Raw genomic sequence first — 16,435 nt, 5'->3', positions numbered from 1 at the left:
TGCTCCGGGGGTATGGCCTCCGTGAGAACGGGCAGGGGCGGGGCGATGGAACAGACACACACCACCCACAACGGCGTCGCGGCCACCCCCGGGGCTCAGCGCCGGGTGCTGGTGGTCGAGGACGACGCGACAATCGTCGACGCCATTTCCGCCCGGCTGCGGGCCGAGGGCTTTCTGGTGCAGACCGCGCTGGACGGGCCGGCGGCCGTGGACGCGGCCGAGGCATGGCAGCCCGATCTGATGGTGCTCGACATCATGCTTCCCGGCTTCGACGGCCTGGAGGTCTGCCGTCGTGTGCAGGCCCAGCGCCCCGTGCCGGTACTGATGCTCACCGCGCGGGACGACGAGACCGACATGCTGGTCGGGCTCGGGGTCGGCGCCGACGACTACATGACCAAGCCGTTCTCCATGCGGGAACTGGCGGCGCGGGTCCACGTCCTGCTGCGCCGGGTCGAGCGGGCCGCACTGGCCGCCGTGACGCCGCGCAGCGGCATCCTGCGCCTCGGCGAGCTGGAGATCGACCACGCGCAGCGCCGCGTCAGGGTGCGCGCCGACGACGTCCACCTCACCCCGACCGAATTCGACCTGCTGGTCTGCCTGGCCAACACCCCCCGCGCGGTGCTGTCCCGCGAACAGCTGCTCGCCGAGGTCTGGGACTGGGCGGACGCCTCCGGGACCCGTACGGTCGACAGCCACATCAAGGCCCTGCGCCGGAAGATCGGCGCCGAGCGGATCCGTACCGTGCACGGCGTCGGCTACGCCCTGGAGACACCCGCGCCATGACGCGGCCCGGCTCCGGACTGCGGCCCTTCTCGATCAAGGCCAAGCTGGGCACGCTCGTGGTGGTGTCCGTGTTCATCACGACCGGGCTGCTGATCGTCGCCCTGCGGACCCGGACCGAATTCCGGTTCATCACGGTCTTCTCCGTGATCGCCACCCTGCTGATCACCCAGTTCGTGGCACACGGTCTGACCGCGCCGCTGGACGAGATGCGCGCCGTCGCGCGGTCGATCTCGCACGGCGACTACACGAGACGGGTGAGCGGCGCCGGGCGGCGGGACGAGCTCGGCGACCTGGCGCAGACGATCAACCGCATGGCGGACGATCTGGAGGCGGAGGACCGGCACCGCAAGGAGCTGGTGGCCAACGTCTCCCATGAGCTGCGCACACCGATCGCGGCGCTCAGAGCCGTCCTGGAGAACGTCGTGGACGGGGTGTCCGCCGCGGACCCCGAGACGATGCGGACGGCTCTGAAACAGACCGAACGCCTGGGGCGGCTGGTGGAGACCCTGCTGGACCTCTCCCGGCTGGACAACGGCGTGGTGACGCTCAAGGCGCGCCGCTTCGAGGTCTGGCCGTATCTGTCGGGCGTACTGAAGGAGGCGAATCTCGCCGCCGCTCAGCGCCGGCTCTCCTCCGGTTCCGGGAACCACTCCCGTACCGACGTCCATCTGCATCTCGATGTGTCGCCGCCCGAGTTGACGGCGTACGCGGACGCCGAACGCCTGCACCAGGTGGTCGCCAACCTGATCGACAACGCCGTGAAGCACAGCCCGCCGCACGGCCGGGTCACGGTGCTGGCGCGGCGCGGGGAGTACCCCGAGTCGCTGGAGCTGGAGGTCATCGACGAGGGCCCCGGCATTCCGGAAGCGGAGCGCCACCGGGTCTTCGAGCGCTTCAACCGCGGCCAGGCTCCGTCCCCGCACGGCCCGGGGAGCGACGGCGGCACGGGGCTCGGTCTCGCGATCGCCCGCTGGGCGGTGGATCTGCACGGCGGTCGCATCGGGGTGGCCGAATCCGCCCGTGGTTGCCGAATCCAGGTCACTCTTCCGGGCGTCACACCGATGCATGGTTGACCCGGCGTTCGAAGCGGAGGACCCCGTTCTCCCTCCCGGCCGGGAAAGAGATACGGTCCAGGGGGCCGCAGCATTGGCCTCGCATACCCGAAGAGCAGCGGAACCCTGCTTGTTTCCCGCCATTTCATGCGCCGAAACCCAACTTCCGATGTGATGTGCACGACGAAGAGCGGCCCGGCCTGCACGTAACGGCTCGGGGGGCGTAGCCTTGATTTCCGCTGTCCATCACCTTGTGAAGCGGAAGAGGGCGGTTGCCGCCGTGTCGTCTCAGTCCCCCAGTAACTCGAGCATCTCGACCGATCAAGAAGCAGGCTCCGGGTCCAACCCGGCCGCCGCGTTCGGCCCCAATGAGTGGCTCGTCGACGAGATCTACCAGCAGTACCTCCAGGACCCGAATTCGGTCGACCGCGCCTGGTGGGACTTCTTCGCCGACTACAAGCCGGGTACGTCCGGCACGGCGGACAAGCCCGTCCCCACATCCGCGGGAGCGGTGACCCCGGCTCCAGCCGCCACCGCCGCGAACAACACCCCTCCGGCGCAGGCCGCGGCACCGGCTCCGGCCGTGCCTCCGGCTGCCCCGGTCAAGCCCGCTGCCGCCGCTCCGGCGAAGGCTCCGGCTGCCCCCGCGAAGGCCGCGCCTGCGGCTGCGGCACCGGCCCCCGCGAAGGCGGACGCCCCGGCCGCGGCCCCCGCAGGCCCGGAGTACGTGACGCTGCGCGGCCCTTCGGCCGCCGTCGCGAAGAACATGAACGCCTCCCTGGAGCTGCCGACGGCCACGTCGGTCCGCGCCGTGCCGGTGAAGCTGCTCTTCGACAACCGCATCGTCATCAACAACCACCTGAAGCGGGCCCGCGGCGGGAAGATCTCCTTCACGCACCTCATCGGGTACGCGATGGTGCAGGCCCTCAAGGCCATGCCGTCGATGAACTACTCCTTCGCGGTGAAGGACGGCAAGCCGACCCTGGTCAAGCCGGAGCACATCAACCTCGGCCTGGCCATCGACCTGGTGAAGCCGAACGGCGACCGCCAGCTGGTCGTCGCGGCCATCAAGAAGGCCGAGACGCTCAACTTCTTCGAGTTCTGGCAGGCGTACGAGGACATCGTCCGCCGTGCCCGCGTCGGCAAGCTCGGCATGGACGACTTCTCCGGAGTCACCGCCTCGCTGACCAACCCCGGCGGCATCGGCACCGTCCACTCGGTGCCCCGCCTGATGCCCGGACAGGGCCTCATCATGGGCGTCGGCGCGATGGACTACCCGGCGGAGTTCCAGGGCACCTCGCAGGACACCCTGAACAAGCTGGGCATCTCGAAGGTCATGACCCTGACCTCGACGTACGACCACCGGGTCATCCAGGGTGCCGCGTCCGGCGAGTTCCTGCGTGTCCTGGCCCAGCTCCTGCTCGGCGAGAACGAGTTCTACGACGAGATCTTCAAGGCGCTGCGCATCCCCTACGAGCCGGTCCGCTGGCTCAAGGACATCGACGCCTCGCACGACGACGACGTCACCAAGGCCGCGCGGGTCTTCGAGCTGATCCACTCCTACCGGGTCCGCGGCCACGTCATGGCCGACACCGACCCGCTGGAGTACCGCCAGCGCAAGCACCCCGACCTGGACATCACCGAGCACGGCCTCACCCTGTGGGACCTGGAGCGGGACTTCGCGGTCGGCGGTTTCGCCGGCAAGACGATGATGAAGCTCCGCGACATCCTCGGCGTGCTGCGTGAGTCGTACTGCCGCACCACCGGCATCGAGTTCATGCACATCCAGGAGCCGAAGGAGCGCAAGTGGCTCCAGGACCGGGTGGAGCGCCCGCGCCCGGCTCCGGAGCGCGAGGAGCAGCTGCGGATCCTGCGCCGCCTCAACGCCGCCGAGGCGTTCGAGACGTTCCTGCAGACCAAGTACGTCGGCCAGAAGCGGTTCTCGCTGGAGGGCGGCGAGTCCGTCATCCCGCTGCTCGACGCGGTCATCGACTCCGCCGCCGAGGCCCGCCTCGACGAGGTCGTCATCGGCATGGCCCACCGCGGCCGGCTGAACGTCCTGGCGAACATCGTCGGCAAGTCGTACGCGCAGATCTTCCGCGAGTTCGAGGGCAACCTCGACCCGCGTTCGATGCACGGCTCCGGTGACGTCAAGTACCACCTGGGCGCCGAGGGCACCTTCACCGGCCTGGACGGCGAGCAGATCAAGGTCTCGCTGGCCGCCAACCCCTCGCACCTGGAGGCGGTCGACCCGGTCCTCGAGGGCATCGCCCGCGCCAAGCAGGACATCATCAACAAGGGCGGCACGGACTTCACGGTCCTGCCCGTCGCGCTCCACGGCGACGCGGCCTTCGCGGGCCAGGGCGTCGTCGCCGAGACGCTCAACATGTCGCAGCTGCGCGGCTACCGCACCGGCGGCACCGTGCACGTGGTGATCAACAACCAGGTCGGCTTCACCGCCGCCCCGGAGTCCTCGCGCTCCTCGATGTACGCCACCGACGTGGCGCGCATGATCGAGGCTCCGATCATCCACGTCAACGGCGACGACCCGGAGGCCGTGGTCCGCGTCGCGCGGCTCGCCTTCGAGTACCGGCAGACGTTCAACAAGGACGTCGTCATCGACCTCATCTGCTACCGCCGCCGCGGTCACAACGAGGGCGACAACCCGGAGTTCACCAACCCGCAGATGTACACCCTGATCGACAAGAAGCGCTCGGTGCGCAAGCTCTACACCGAGTCCCTCATCGGTCGCGGCGACATCACGCTGGAAGAGGCCGAGCAGGCGCTCCAGGACTTCCAGGGCCAGCTGGAGAAGGTGTTCGCGGAGGTCCGCGAGGCCACCTCGGCGCCGGCCCAGCCGCATGTCCCGGACGCGCAGGCGGAGTTCCCGGTCGCCGTGAACACCGCGGTGTCCTCGGAGGTCGTGAAGCTGGTCGCCGAGTCGCAGGTGAACATCCCCGACGGGATCACCGTCCACCCGCGTCTCCTGCCGCAGATGCAGCGCCGTGCCGCCTCCGTGGAGAACGGCACGATCGACTGGGGCATGGGCGAGACCCTGGCCATCGGCTCGCTGCTCATGGAGGGCACCCCGGTCCGGCTCGCCGGCCAGGACACCCGGCGCGGCACGTTCGGTCAGCGTCACGCCGTTCTCGTCGACCAGAAGACCGGCGAGGACTACACCCCGCTGCTCTACCTCACCGACGACCAGGCCCGCTACAACGTCTACGACTCGCTGCTCAGCGAGTACGCGGCGATGGGCTTCGAGTACGGCTACTCGCTGGCCCGCCCGGAGTCCCTGGTGATCTGGGAGGCCCAGTTCGGCGACTTCGTCAACGGCGCGCAGACCGTCGTGGACGAGTTCATCTCCTCCGCCGAGCAGAAGTGGGGCCAGACGTCCGGCGTCACCCTGCTGCTCCCGCACGGCTACGAGGGTCAGGGCCCGGACCACTCGTCCGCCCGCCCGGAGCGTTTCCTGCAGATGTGCGCGCAGGACAACATGACGGTCGCGATGCCCACGCTCCCGTCGAACTACTTCCACCTCCTGCGGTGGCAGGTGCACAACCCGCACCACAAGCCGCTGATCGTCTTCACCCCGAAGTCGATGCTCCGCCTCAAGGCGGCCGCGTCGAAGGCGGAGGAGTTCACCACCGGTGGCTTCCGCCCGGTCATCGGCGACGAGTCGGTCAAGGCCGAAGCGGTCCGCAAGGTCGTCTTCGTCTCCGGCAAGCTGTACTACGACCTGGACGCCGAGCGCGAGAAGCGCGGTGACACGGAGACGGCGATCATCCGGCTGGAGCGCCTGTACCCGCTGCCGGGTGCGGAGATCCAGGCCGAGATCGCCAAGTACCCGAACGCCGAGAAGTACCTCTGGGCCCAGGAGGAGCCGGCGAACCAGGGAGCGTGGCCGTTCATCGCGCTCAACCTGATCGACCACCTGGACCTGGCCGTCGGCGCCGATGTGCCGCACGGTGAGCGCCTGCGCCGCATCTCGCGTCCGCACGGCTCGTCCCCGGCGGTCGGCTCGGCCAAGCGCCACCAGGCCGAGCAGGCTCAGCTGGTCGCCGAGGTCTTCGAGGCCTGATCAGCGGCTGTACGTCACCGGAGGGCCCGGCCCCGCGAGTTGTTCGCGGGGGCGGGCTCTCCGGCTTTCCGGCCTCGTTATTCTGGTCGTATGTACTTCACGGACCGTGGCATCGAGGAACTGGAGAAGCGGCGCGGCGAGGAGGAGGTCACCTTCGAGTGGCTCGCCGAGCAGCTCCGTACGTTCGTCGACCTCAACCCCGACTTCGAGGTTCCCGTCGAGCGCCTGGCGACCTGGCTGGCCCGGCTGGACGACGACGAGGACGAGTAGTCACCGTCCGGGGCCTCCGCTTGCTCCGCCCGCTCCCCTGAAGCGGTTGTAGGCCAGCCCCAGCAGCCCCTGCACGAGGAGGACCAGGCCCGCGGTGATCCAGCCGCCGCTTCGCCGACGGGCACCCCACAGGGTCAGTGGCAGCCCTGTGGCGACCTGCGCGGCAGCCACCGCGCGGGCTCTCGGGCCGACCATCCAGGGACCGAGGCTGCCGCTCTCCACGGCGTCGAGTTCCACACGCACGGCATCGCGCCAGCCGCCCCATTCGATCTGTTCCGCTTCCGGATGGGCCCCGGCCACCGAGCGCAGCCGGTCGGCGGACTCGCCGGGCGTGAGACCGGGTGGCAGGGCCACCCCGGCCCGGGTGAGTACGGCGAGCAGTCCGCGCAGCCGGGCGTCGGCGTCCGTATCCGGGTCCGCGCGGGTGAGGGCCTCCAGCGCCTGGACGTCCAGGACGGGGTCGAGCCCCAGCCGGACGGCGGACGTCCGCATCGCTTCGTCCTCGGCGGCCGGGGTGCCGTCGGCGAGCCAGATGTAGCCGACCGGACGGCGGAAGCCGGAGGCGAGGGTGTAGCCGGACCGGTCGCCGTCCCACCACAGGGCGAGCACCGGCCAGGTGGAGCCCACCGCGAGGGCGGTGGCCCAGCCGCCGACGACGCGGTCGACCGGCTCGCCACCTCCGTCGGCCCCGCCGGACTCCACTCCCCCGCCGGCTCCGTGGCCGTCCCGCCGCCAGGGCTTCCCCTCGGGGACGAGCACGCTCCAGCCGTCCCCGGCGGGCACGAGCAGCATGCGCTCCCGCAGAAGATGGGCCACGGGCCGTACGGTCTCGGGGTCGGCCCGGCACAGGAGCAGGGCACCCACGGATGTCGCGGTCATGCCCCATACGCTAGGGCAATTTGCCCAGCTATGAACCATTTGAGGCTCTCGATCACCCTTCTACCGGCAGCCTGCCGACTCCCCTCTCGACTTCTCCTTGACTTCCCTCGACCGCGATATATCGTGTTACGGAGAAGACGCGATATGTTGCGTCTCGCCGCCCAGAGGGAGGTCAGACCATGCCTGAGTCGACGTGGACCGTCGCAGAGCCCCGGAAACTCGCCTTCGACGCCCCCGTGTCAGCACTCAACGTGCGCATCGTCAACGGCGTGATCAATGTCGTCGGCACCGACGAGCCGCACGCCCGGCTCGAGGTGTCCGCGATCGACGGACCGCCGCTGGTCGTGACGCTGGAGGGCGGCACCCTCACCGTCACCTACGAGGACCTGCCGTGGCAGGGCCTCCTCACCTGGCTCGACCACAGGGGCCCGCACCGTAGCGCTGCGGTCTCACTCGCCGTACCGGCCGACGCCACCGTGGAGGTCGGCGTGATCGGCGCCGAGGCGGTCGTCTCGGGGATCCGGGGACGGACCGATCTGCGGGGCATCTCCGGCGCCACCACCCTGGTGGGCCTCTCCGGTGTCGTCCGGGCCGAGACCGTGTCCGGCAGCCTGGAGGCCCAGACCGTCACCGGCGACCTCCGTTTCCAGTCCGTTTCGGGCGACCTGACGGTCGTCGAGGGCGCGGGCACCTCGGTCCGGGCGGAATCCGTCACCGGCCACATGGTGCTCGACCTCGACACCTCGCCGAGGCCGACGGACATCAGGCTGACCTCGGTCTCCGGCGAGATCGCCATCCGGCTGCCGCACCCGGCGGACGCGAAGGTCGAGGCGAACACCGCGAGCGGTAGCGTCTCCAACGCCTTCGAGGACCTGCGCGTAGGCGGCCAGTGGGGTGCGAAGAAGATCACCGGCACGCTGGGCGCGGGCACGGGCAGGCTGAAGGCGACCACCGTCTCGGGTTCGATCGCCCTGTTGCGCCGCCCACCCGCCCAGGACGGCGCACATGATGCCGAGCCGACCGGAAAGGTGCTCTGACATGGCCCCCGTATTCGCCCATGGCCGCCTGCGCCTGTACCTCCTCAAGCTGCTGGACGAGGCTCCCCGCCATGGATACGAGGTGATCCGGCTCCTGGAGGAGCGCTTCCAGGGGCTGTACGCGCCGTCGGCGGGCACCGTGTATCCGCGGCTGGCCAAGCTGGAGGCCGAGGGCCTGGTCACCCATGCCACCGAGGGCGGCCGCAAGGTCTACTCCATCACCGACGCCGGACGGGCCGAACTGGCCGGCCGCGGAGGAGAACTGGCCGATCTGGAGCTGGAGATCCGCGAGTCCGTCTCCGAACTGGCCGCAGAGATACGCGACGACGTGCGGGGCGCGGCCGGCCGGCTCCGCAGCGAGATGCGCGCGGCCGCCTCCGAGTCCCAGGGCACCTCCGACGCCGGCCGGAGCGGCTGGGACCCCGCCGGCCTGGGGGACAAGGAGGCGTGGCGCACGGCGAAGGAGGAACTGAGCAAGGCCAAGCAGGAATGGAAGGAACAGGCCCGCAGGGCGAAGGACGAGTCCCGCAGGGCCCGTGAGGACGCGGAGCGGGCCCGCCGCCAGGCCCAGGAGGCACACGAGAAGGCGCGGGAGCAGATGCAGAACGCCGCGCGTCAGGTCCAGGAGCACTTCGCCCGGGGGGACTGGCCCGCAGGCGTGCGGGACGGACTGGCCGAGATCACCGGCCAGCTCGGCGGCTTCGCCAGGACCGGCTCCTGGCCCTCGTACAGCCGTCCGGCACCTGAGGAGCCGGACATCGAGTGGGCCGCCGACACGACGGCCACCGGCGACCCGGCCCGCGACCTGGACCGGCTGCTGGACCGCTTCCGTGACGACATCCGTGACGCGGCCCGGGACCGCGGCGTCACCGAGGCCCAGCTCTCGGACGCCCGCCACCACCTGGCCACAGCCGCGACACACATCGGCTCGCTGCTGCGCGGGCCGGCCGACGAGGCGAAGGGCGCCTCCGGCAGGCCCTGATCCCACGCGGCGCGCGGGCGGTGCCACCCCGGCGAGCGGTGCCCACCCGGCCGGGTGGCACCGCCCGGGCGAGCGCGACCCGCCCGACGCCGCCCGGTCAGCTCGCCTGGGCCCGCCCCGCCCCTGCCCCCCCCGTATCCGTACAGCGCGCGCTCCACCGTCGCGTAGGTGGCGCCGTTCTCCGCGAGTACATCGGCGACGACTCCCGGGCAGGCGGTCAGAGCCAGCAGCAGGTGCTCCTCGCCGATGAAGCGGTCGCGTCGCCCGAGGGCGACCCGCAGGGACTTCTCCAGGATGCCCTCGGCGCCGCCCGTGAAGCGGTGGTCGTGACGGGCCGGTCCGCCTGCCTCGCCGTCTCGGGAGGCGCGAAGGCGCTGAGCGCCGCCGGGGCGTCGTCGGGCCGCCAGGGCCTCAACGACAGCCCTTCCGTCATCAGCAGCGCCTCGGCCGTCCTCACGGAGCGGTGAGGACGATCTTGCCGAACAGGTCTCCCGCGGCGAGCCGCTCGAAGCCCTCGCGGGCCCGGTCCAGCGGCAGCGTCCTGTCGATGACGGGCCGCACACCGGTTGCCGCGCAGAACGACAGCAGGTCTTCCAGTTCGTCCTTGGTGCCCATCGTGGAGCCGACGACCTTGAGTTCCAGGAAGAAGATCCGGGTCAGCTCGGCGTGCTGGGGCCGGTCACCGCTGGTGGCACCGGAGATGACCAGAGTGCCGCCGGGGCGCAGCGATTTGACCGAGTGGGACCAGGTCGCCGCTCCGACGGTCTCGATGACGGCGTCGACACGCTTCGGAAGCCGCGCGCCGGGCTCGTAGGCCTCGGCCGCCCCCAGTTCGACGGCCCGCTCGCGCTTGGCCTCGTCACGGCTGGTGGCGAACATCCGCAGCCCGGCGGCCTTGCCGAGCACGATCGCGGCGGTGGCCACACCTCCTCCCGCCCCCTGCACGAGAACGGAATCGCCGGGCCGCACACCGGCGTTGGTGAACAGCATCCGGTACGCCGTCAGCCAGGCGGTCGGCAGGCAGGCGGCCTGTTCGAAGGTGAGCTCCTTCGGCTTGGGCAGCACATTCCAGCTGGGGACGGTGACCTGCTCGGCGAAGGTGCCCTGGTAGCGCTCGGTGAGGATGGAGCGCGGCTCGTCCCGGCCGACGCCGTGACCGGTCTGGCCGATGACGGAGTGCAGGACGACCTCGTTTCCGTCCTGGTCGATCCCCGCGGCGTCGCAGCCGAGGATCATGGGCAGCTTGTCCTCGGCGAGGCCCACGCCGCGCAGGGACCAGAGGTCGTGATGATTGAGCGAAGCGGCCTTGACGCGGACGGTCGTCCACCCGGGTCGTGCCTCGGGTGCGGGGCGTTCCCCCAGCTCGAGCCCGTCGAGGGGCCGGTCACGGTCGATGCGGGCTGCGTAGGCGGCGAACATGGCGACGACGATAGGCCGCGACGTCATGTGACGTAACCGTTCGGGGGTGTGACACGCACCGCGCCGCACACGGCCGTCGTCATCTCACCCCGGTCCGGCGCGGAGCCCCGGTTTCGGGAAGAGGCTGGGTGGGGTGCGGACCCCGCGCAGCGGAGCCCGCACCCCACCCCCGCACGACGTCAGCGCCGCGCGACACCCTCCGCGCGGGCGGCCGCAGCCACCGCGGCGGTCACGGCGGGGGCGACGCGCTCGTCGAACGGTGACGGGATCACGTAATCCGCGGCCAGCTCGTCGCCGACGACATCCGCCAGCGCGTTCGCCGCGGCGATCTTCATGCCCTCGGTGATCCGGGAGGCCCGCACCTGCAGCGCGCCCGCGAAGATGCCGGGGAACGCCAGCACGTTGTTGATCTGGTTCGGGTAGTCCGACCGCCCGGTCGCCACCACGGCCGCGTACTTGTGCGCGACGTCGGGGTGGACCTCGGGGTTCGGGTTGGCCATGGCGAACACGAACGCGCCGGGCGCCATCGAGGCCACGGCCGGCTCGGGGACCGTACCGCCGGAGACCCCGATGAAGACGTCGGCGCCTGCCAGCGCGGTCTCCAGGGAGCCGGTGACGCCGGCCCGGTTCGTGAGCTCCGCCAGCTCGCGCTTGACGTCCGTGAGGTCCTCGCGGTCGGCGCTGACGATGCCCTTGCGGTCGGCGACGGCGACGTCACCGATGCCCGCCTCCAGCAGGAACTTCGCGATGGCCACACCCGCCGCGCCGGCGCCGGAGATGACGGCGCGCAGATCACCGAGCGTCCGGCCGGACAGCTTCGCCGCGTTCCGCAGTGCCGCGAGGGTCACCACGGCCGTGCCGTGCTGGTCGTCGTGGAAGACCGGGATGTCGAGACGCTCCTGGAGCTTGCGCTCGATCTCGAAGCACCGCGGCGCCGAGATGTCCTCCAGATTCACACCACCGAAGGACGGCGCCAGGCGCACGACGGTGTCGACGATCTCGTCCGCGTCCGTCGTGGCGAGCGCGATCGGCACCGCGTCGACCCCGCCGAACTGCTTGAAGAGAATCGCTTTGCCCTCCATCACCGGGAGGGAGGCCTCGGGACCGATGTCCCCCAGGCCGAGGACGGCGGTGCCGTCCGTCACGACGGCCACGACCTGCGACTTCCAGGTGTAGTCGTGGACGAGCTCGGGATTCTCGGCGATGGCGCTGCACACCTTGGCCACGCCGGGCGTGTACGCGAGGGACAGGTCGTCCTTGTCCCGGATCGGAACGGTGGCCTGCACGGCCATCTTCCCGCCGCGGTGGAGGGCGAAGGCCGGGTCGAAGGGCTCGTCCGCACTGCTGAGTCCTGCCGCATCGGCCGTGCCGTGCGTCTTGCTGTCGCTGCGAGGATTGACGATCTCCGCTGCCATTGTGTTGACCCCTTAAGTCTTCATCAGTTGAGGGTGGCCACTCCTGGTTGAGGAGGGGTGGGCGGGCACCGCGTACGTTCCCGGCACTGAGCGGTTGGCCCGCTCCGGCAGGGGAGACACATACGCGCGGGCGCGCCGCACACGCGCCCTGAGCCCCGGATGAGGGGTGTAAAGGTCTTTCTTACCGGACGGACCGGGCCTCTTACGAGTCGGTATCGACTCGGTGACATGACTCATAGCCGAATATCTGGACAAGTCCACCAAGGGCTACAAAGGCCGTCCGTAGGTCGAGACGCACCGGAGATTCTCCGGAGACGCACGCACTTTCCAAGAGAAGGTCCGGCCTTGCGTGCCGGCCCATTGAGGTTCGGGGGTCGCCCGTTACCCGATTTTGACATGGCCAGCCCCCTGATTGGGTGAGTCCGAATGGCAAGATGCCCTAATCACGCAAGGTGGCGACACTCGAAGGTGCGTGCGTGCCCACCTGACCAGCTTTCCCTCACCGCCGGAGGATTCCGATCATGACCGCAAGCACCCTCTGTCGTACGGCCGCGAAGTCCCGGATTGCCGCGGTCTGCGCAGTCGCGGTCGCCGGCACCCTGCTGCTGACCGCCTGCGGCGACCAGACCGACAGCGGTTCGACGAAGAAGGACGGGGCGGCTTCCGAGAACAGCGCTCCGCTCTTCGACAAGCTCCCGGAGAAGTACCAGAAGTCCGGTGTCATCAAGGTCGGCACGAATGCCGAGTACGCCCCGATGGAGTCCGTCGAGAACGGCAAGATCGTCGGTGTCGACCCCGACCTCGCAGAGGCCCTCGGCAAGCAGCTGGGTGTGACGTTCGAGTTCACCTCCGGCTCCTTCGACGGTCTCATCACCGCCCTCAACACCGGCCGCCACGACATCGCCATGTCGTCCATCACGGACAACAAGCAGCGCCAGGAGGGTCTGGACGACAAGGGCAAGAAGCTCGGCAAGGGCGTCGACTTCGTCGACTACTTCCTGGCCGGCACCGCCGTCTACACCAAGAAGGGCAACCCCGAGGGCATCAAGTCCATCGAGGACCTGTGCGGCAAGGTGGCGGCGGTCCAGCGCGGCACCACGTACGAAGAGGCCCTGAAGAAGCAGTCTGCGGCCTGCACGGACGCCGGCGAGAAGGCCGTCAAGATCGAGTCCTTCGAGAACGACACCGAGGCCCAGACCCGCGTGAAGTCGGGCGGCGCCGTCGCCGGCGTCAACGACTACCCGGTCGCGGTCGACCTGGCCCGCAAGGCCGGTGGCGGCAAGGACTTCGAGGTCGTCGGCGAACAGGTCGACGCCGGCCCGTTCGGCATCGCGGTGAACAAGGACAACACCGAACTGCGTGACGTGCTCAAGGAGGCCGTGGACGCGATCATCGCCGACGGCTCCTACCAGAAGGTGCTCGACAAGTGGGGTGCCGGCACCGGCGCGATCGACAAGGCCGCCATCAACGGCGGCAAGTGACCGGCGCACCACCGAAGGGCAGTCACCGTGACTGACAAGTTCGACAAGGTGCCCGGCGGCCCATCGACCGCCGCACCCGTCTCCAAGGCCACCACCGTCGCACCGGAGACCATCAGGGCCATTCCCGTCCGGCACTACGGCCGCTGGATCAGCGGCGTGGTCGTCATCGCCCTGCTCGCCGCCCTCGTGTACGCCTTCTCCCAGGGCGACATCCAGTGGCAGGCGGTCCGGGACAAGCTGTTCGACGACACCGTCCTGGCCGGGGCGGGCCGCACGCTGATGATCAGTGTGCTCGCCATGGTCCTCGGTGTGATCCTGGGCGTGGTGCTCGCCGTCATGCGGCTCTCCAGGAACCCGGTGACCAGCTGGGTCGCATGGCTGTACATCTGGTTCTTCCGCGGCACTCCGGTCTATGTGCAGCTGCTGCTCTGGTTCAACCTGGCCCTGATCTTCCCGGTCCTCAACATCCCGTTCATCTACAAGGACGAGATGACCGATGTGATGACCCCGTTCATGTGCGCCCTGCTGGGGCTCGCCCTCAACGAGGCCGCGTACATGGCGGAGATCGTCCGGGCCGGCATCCAGTCGGTGGACGAGGGCCAGACCGAGGCCTCGCACGCGCTCGGCATGACCCAGGCGAAGACCATGCGCCGCGTGGTCCTCCCGCAGGCCCTGCGGGTCATCATCCCGCCGACGGGCAACGAGTTCATCAACATGCTGAAGACCTCCTCCCTGGTCTACGCGGTCACCTACAACGAGCTGCTGCGCTCCACGTCGCAGATCGGCTCGACCTCGTACGCGGTGATGGAGATGCTCTTCGTCGCCTCGATCTGGTACATCGTGATGACCAGCGTGTTCAGCGTGGGCCAGTACTACCTGGAGCGTCGCTACGCCCGGGGCTCGCTGCGGAGCCTGCCGCTCACCCCGTTCCAGCGGGTCAAGGTCAGCCTCGCCTCCTTCAGCAACCGTCCTTCGGGGGGTGTCTCCGCATGACCGCCATGGTGAAGGCCGAGGGCGTACACAAGTCCTTCGGCCCGGCGCACATCCTCAAGGGCATCGACCTGGAGGTCGCCCCGCGTGAGGTCTTCTGTCTGATCGGGCCGTCAGGTTCCGGCAAGTCGACGTTCCTTCGGTGCATCAACCACCTGGAACAGATCAACGCCGGGCGGCTGTACGTCGACGGCGACCTGGTCGGCTACCGGCAGAAGGGCGACAAGCTCTACGAGCTCAAGGACAGCGAAGTCGCCCTGCAGCGCCGGGACATCGGCATGGTCTTCCAGCGCTTCAACCTGTTCCCGCACATGACGGCCCTCGAGAACGTCATGGAGGCGCCGATCCAGGTCAAGGGCGAGGCCAAGGCCGTCGCCCGGGCCCGCGCGGAGCAGCTGCTGGACCGGGTCGGTCTGTCGGACAAGGCGAAGAACTACCCCTCCCAGCTCTCCGGCGGACAGCAGCAGCGTGTGGCCATCGCCCGCGCCCTGGCCATGGAACCGAAGCTGATGCTCTTCGACGAGCCGACGTCGGCCCTCGACCCGGAGCTGGTCGGTGACGTCCTGGACGTCATGCGCGGCCTGGCCGAGGACGGCATGACGATGATCGTCGTCACGCACGAGATGGGCTTCGCCCGTGAGGTCGGCGACGCGCTGGTCTTCATGGACGACGGCGTCGTGGTCGAGTCCGGCCACCCGCGCGACGTCCTGACGAACCCGCAACACGACCGGACGAAGTCCTTCCTGTCGAAGGTGCTGTAACCGCGCACCGGAACGACAGCGTCGCGCAGCGCGAGGAGGGCGGTACGGACCCGGTCCGTACCGCCCTCCTCGCGTCCTCCCCCACCTCTCCGGCAGCACCTCGGGACGCAGCAGCAGGGTGCCCAGTTCCTTCTGGCTGATCAGCGGGGCCTCGAGCAGCGGGCCCTGGGACCGTTCGCCGAGGTAGCCGCTGCCGGCCCGCACGCCCAGCAGGGAGCCGTCCTTCAGCTCCAGCCGTCCGGTGAGCTCCCGGCCCCACCGGGGGGTGTCGTCCTGCCCCGCGTGCTCCATCGAGTCGCTGCAGGTCGTCAGGATGCCGCCGTCCGGGAGCTCCTCCCGTACGCCTCGATGTCGTCGAGCCGTCCGTGCCGCTTTCCGCCGAGTACCACCTTGACCGGCGTCGTCCGGACCAGGTCCTCGGCCTCGTGGCAGGGTGCAGGAGGGGAGGACCAAACAGGGCGAGGGACGGCCGGAGCCGCCCCTCGCCCTGCACACGCGCACGCCCTACTTCACCGCGAGCACCAGGCTGTCCGACGGCGAGGCCCAGACCGCGCGTGCCTCGCCGAAGCCGGCCTCGCGGAGGGTGCGGGCGTGCCACTCGACGGACGGCATGTCGCCGTCCGCGTGCTCGCCGTAGATCTCGAACCGCTCGGCGGTGGGCTCCCCGAGCACGGGGTCCTTCGCCGCCATGGCCCACCACTCCGCCCAGTCCACGGCTCCCGCGGCCCTGGCCCGGTCCATCGCCGCGTGCCGGTGCGCACGTTCGGCGGCGTTGATGCGGGGGGTGCCGGTGTCGATCATGTGGTCCGCGTTCATGAAGACCCCGCCTTCCCTGACCAGTGAGCCGATCTGCCCGTACAGCGCGGCGAGCGGCCCGCTGTGCAGCCAGTGCAGGGCGGTCGCGGTGAGCACGGCGTCGTAGGACGTGTGCGGAAGACGCTCGGTCCAGGCGGCGTCCTTCAGGTCGGCGGTCACGAAGCTGACACGGTCGTCTCCCTCGAAGGTGCCGCGCGCAATGGCGAGGAGCGCCGGGTCGAGGTCGACGCCGGTGCTGGTGGCGTCGGGGAACCGCTTGAGGAGGCGGTCCGTGATACTGCCCGTACCGCACGCCAGGTCGAGGACTCTCGGACGGGGCCCCACGACGGCCTCGACCATGTCCAGCATCACCCGGAACCGCTCCTCGCGATCCGGCATGTACCACTCCTGCTGCCGGTCCCAGCTCTCCTGCCAGGACTGCCAGTCGGTGCCCGTCGCCGTCACTCGTTCCTCCACCTTTTCCCGCATC

Annotated in this window: 13 protein-coding genes and 2 pseudogenes; 9 read left to right on the top strand and 6 right to left on the bottom strand. The window is 69.9% G+C overall.

Translation table 11 applies throughout. From position 1 onward, the window contains the following. The first annotated feature begins 45 nt into the window (after window positions 1-45). The 4 genes from ACFYQ5_RS05315 (at window position 46) to ACFYQ5_RS05300 (ending at window position 6,186) form a co-directional block, all read left to right on the top strand. On the top strand, window positions 46-783 hold the full coding sequence (locus ACFYQ5_RS05315; protein ID WP_014154105.1) for a response regulator transcription factor: 738 nt from the start codon (window positions 46-48) through the stop codon (window positions 781-783). After that, window positions 780-1,856, top strand: a complete 1,077-nt coding sequence (locus ACFYQ5_RS05310; protein WP_389193390.1) for an ATP-binding protein — start codon at window positions 780-782, stop codon at window positions 1,854-1,856. The genes ACFYQ5_RS05315 and ACFYQ5_RS05310 overlap by 4 nt, the downstream gene beginning before the upstream one ends. 259 nt (window positions 1,857-2,115) lie before the next feature. Next, the gene (locus ACFYQ5_RS05305) at window positions 2,116-5,916 is read left to right on the top strand and encodes a multifunctional oxoglutarate decarboxylase/oxoglutarate dehydrogenase thiamine pyrophosphate-binding subunit/dihydrolipoyllysine-residue succinyltransferase subunit (protein ID WP_389193387.1); all 3,801 of its coding nucleotides are present in this window, start codon (window positions 2,116-2,118) and stop codon (window positions 5,914-5,916) included. A gap of 90 nt (window positions 5,917-6,006) precedes the next feature. Beyond that, complete coding sequence (locus ACFYQ5_RS05300; protein WP_014048295.1) at window positions 6,007-6,186, top strand: DUF6104 family protein; 180 nt, start codon at window positions 6,007-6,009, stop codon at window positions 6,184-6,186. Here ACFYQ5_RS05300 and ACFYQ5_RS05295 read toward each other — a convergent pair whose 3' ends face one another. Then, the gene (locus ACFYQ5_RS05295; RefSeq protein ID WP_389193384.1) at window positions 6,187-7,065 is read right to left on the bottom strand and encodes a hypothetical protein; all 879 of its coding nucleotides are present in this window, start codon (window positions 7,063-7,065) and stop codon (window positions 6,187-6,189) included. It abuts the gene before it with no gap. A gap of 179 nt (window positions 7,066-7,244) precedes the next feature. On the opposite strand from ACFYQ5_RS05295, the gene ACFYQ5_RS05290 reads away from it, so the two are divergent. Both ACFYQ5_RS05290 and ACFYQ5_RS05285 read left to right on the top strand, forming a co-directional pair. Further along, complete coding sequence (locus tag ACFYQ5_RS05290) at window positions 7,245-8,102, top strand: DUF4097 domain-containing protein (protein WP_389193381.1); 858 nt, start codon at window positions 7,245-7,247, stop codon at window positions 8,100-8,102. A gap of 1 nt (window position 8,103) precedes the next feature. Then, a complete protein-coding gene (locus ACFYQ5_RS05285; protein ID WP_389193378.1) occupies window positions 8,104-9,084 on the top strand; it encodes a helix-turn-helix transcriptional regulator in 981 nt (326 codons plus the stop codon). A 104-nt stretch (window positions 9,085-9,188) separates the two neighbouring features. Here the strand turns inward: ACFYQ5_RS05285 and ACFYQ5_RS05280 are convergent. The 3 genes and pseudogenes from ACFYQ5_RS05280 to ACFYQ5_RS05270 all read right to left on the bottom strand — a co-directional run. Continuing rightward, window positions 9,189-9,407 (bottom strand): annotated as a pseudogene (locus ACFYQ5_RS05280) (Clp protease N-terminal domain-containing protein); the annotation flags it as partial. A gap of 130 nt (window positions 9,408-9,537) precedes the next feature. Then, complete coding sequence (locus ACFYQ5_RS05275; protein WP_389194225.1) at window positions 9,538-10,503, bottom strand: zinc-binding dehydrogenase; 966 nt, start codon at window positions 10,501-10,503, stop codon at window positions 9,538-9,540. A 179-nt stretch (window positions 10,504-10,682) separates the two neighbouring features. After that, window positions 10,683-11,918: an NADP-dependent malic enzyme gene (locus ACFYQ5_RS05270; RefSeq protein WP_389193375.1), complete on the bottom strand. Its 1,236-nt coding sequence runs from the start codon at window positions 11,916-11,918 to the stop codon at window positions 10,683-10,685. A gap of 521 nt (window positions 11,919-12,439) precedes the next feature. On the opposite strand from ACFYQ5_RS05270, the gene ACFYQ5_RS05265 reads away from it, so the two are divergent. Genes ACFYQ5_RS05265 through ACFYQ5_RS05255 form a run of 3 tightly spaced genes read left to right on the top strand, consistent with a single transcriptional unit; the run spans window position 12,440 to window position 15,150 of the window. Then, window positions 12,440-13,399, top strand: a complete 960-nt coding sequence (locus ACFYQ5_RS05265; RefSeq protein ID WP_389193372.1) for an ABC transporter substrate-binding protein — start codon at window positions 12,440-12,442, stop codon at window positions 13,397-13,399. A 27-nt stretch (window positions 13,400-13,426) separates the two neighbouring features. After that, on the top strand, window positions 13,427-14,392 hold the full coding sequence (locus ACFYQ5_RS05260) for an amino acid ABC transporter permease (protein WP_389193370.1): 966 nt from the start codon (window positions 13,427-13,429) through the stop codon (window positions 14,390-14,392). Continuing rightward, the gene (locus tag ACFYQ5_RS05255; RefSeq protein WP_389193368.1) at window positions 14,389-15,150 is read left to right on the top strand and encodes an amino acid ABC transporter ATP-binding protein; all 762 of its coding nucleotides are present in this window, start codon (window positions 14,389-14,391) and stop codon (window positions 15,148-15,150) included. The genes ACFYQ5_RS05260 and ACFYQ5_RS05255 overlap by 4 nt, the downstream gene beginning before the upstream one ends. 326 nt (window positions 15,151-15,476) lie before the next feature. Here ACFYQ5_RS05255 and ACFYQ5_RS05250 read toward each other — a convergent pair. Together ACFYQ5_RS05250 and ACFYQ5_RS05245 are read right to left on the bottom strand one after the other, a co-directional pair. Next, window positions 15,477-15,578: pseudogene (locus ACFYQ5_RS05250) on the bottom strand (SigE family RNA polymerase sigma factor); the annotation flags it as partial. A 76-nt stretch (window positions 15,579-15,654) separates the two neighbouring features. Beyond that, window positions 15,655-16,434, bottom strand: coding sequence for a class I SAM-dependent methyltransferase (locus tag ACFYQ5_RS05245; RefSeq protein WP_389193366.1), 780 nt, complete (start codon window positions 16,432-16,434; stop codon window positions 15,655-15,657). Window position 16,435: the final 1 nt, after the last annotated feature.

This window comes from Streptomyces sp. NPDC005794 (assembly GCF_042871445.1).
Classification (GTDB): Bacteria; Actinomycetota; Actinomycetes; order Streptomycetales; family Streptomycetaceae; genus Streptomyces.
This window is presented reverse-complemented; position numbering and strand designations above follow the sequence as displayed.

What these genes read in the sequence shown, in the direction of transcription:
- ACFYQ5_RS05310 (WP_389193390.1), top strand. Translation starts at nt 780, where the DNA reads ATGACGCGGCCCGGCTCCGGACTGCGGCCCTTCTCGATCAAGGCCAAG.
- ACFYQ5_RS05300 (WP_014048295.1), top strand. Translation starts at nt 6,007, where the DNA reads ATGTACTTCACGGACCGTGGCATCGAGGAACTGGAGAAGCGGCGCGGC.
- ACFYQ5_RS05275 (WP_389194225.1), bottom strand. Translation starts at nt 10,503, where the DNA reads ATGTTCGCCGCCTACGCAGCCCGCATCGACCGTGACCGGCCCCTCGAC.
- ACFYQ5_RS05245 (WP_389193366.1), bottom strand. Translation starts at nt 16,434, where the DNA reads ATGCGGGAAAAGGTGGAGGAACGAGTGACGGCGACGGGCACCGACTGG.
- ACFYQ5_RS05265 (WP_389193372.1), top strand. Translation starts at nt 12,440, where the DNA reads ATGACCGCAAGCACCCTCTGTCGTACGGCCGCGAAGTCCCGGATTGCC.
- ACFYQ5_RS05255 (WP_389193368.1), top strand. Translation starts at nt 14,389, where the DNA reads ATGACCGCCATGGTGAAGGCCGAGGGCGTACACAAGTCCTTCGGCCCG.
- ACFYQ5_RS05290 (WP_389193381.1), top strand. Translation starts at nt 7,245, where the DNA reads ATGCCTGAGTCGACGTGGACCGTCGCAGAGCCCCGGAAACTCGCCTTC.
- ACFYQ5_RS05315 (WP_014154105.1), top strand. Translation starts at nt 46, where the DNA reads ATGGAACAGACACACACCACCCACAACGGCGTCGCGGCCACCCCCGGG.
- ACFYQ5_RS05295 (WP_389193384.1), bottom strand. Translation starts at nt 7,065, where the DNA reads ATGACCGCGACATCCGTGGGTGCCCTGCTCCTGTGCCGGGCCGACCCC.
- ACFYQ5_RS05270 (WP_389193375.1), bottom strand. Translation starts at nt 11,918, where the DNA reads ATGGCAGCGGAGATCGTCAATCCTCGCAGCGACAGCAAGACGCACGGC.
- ACFYQ5_RS05285 (WP_389193378.1), top strand. Translation starts at nt 8,104, where the DNA reads ATGGCCCCCGTATTCGCCCATGGCCGCCTGCGCCTGTACCTCCTCAAG.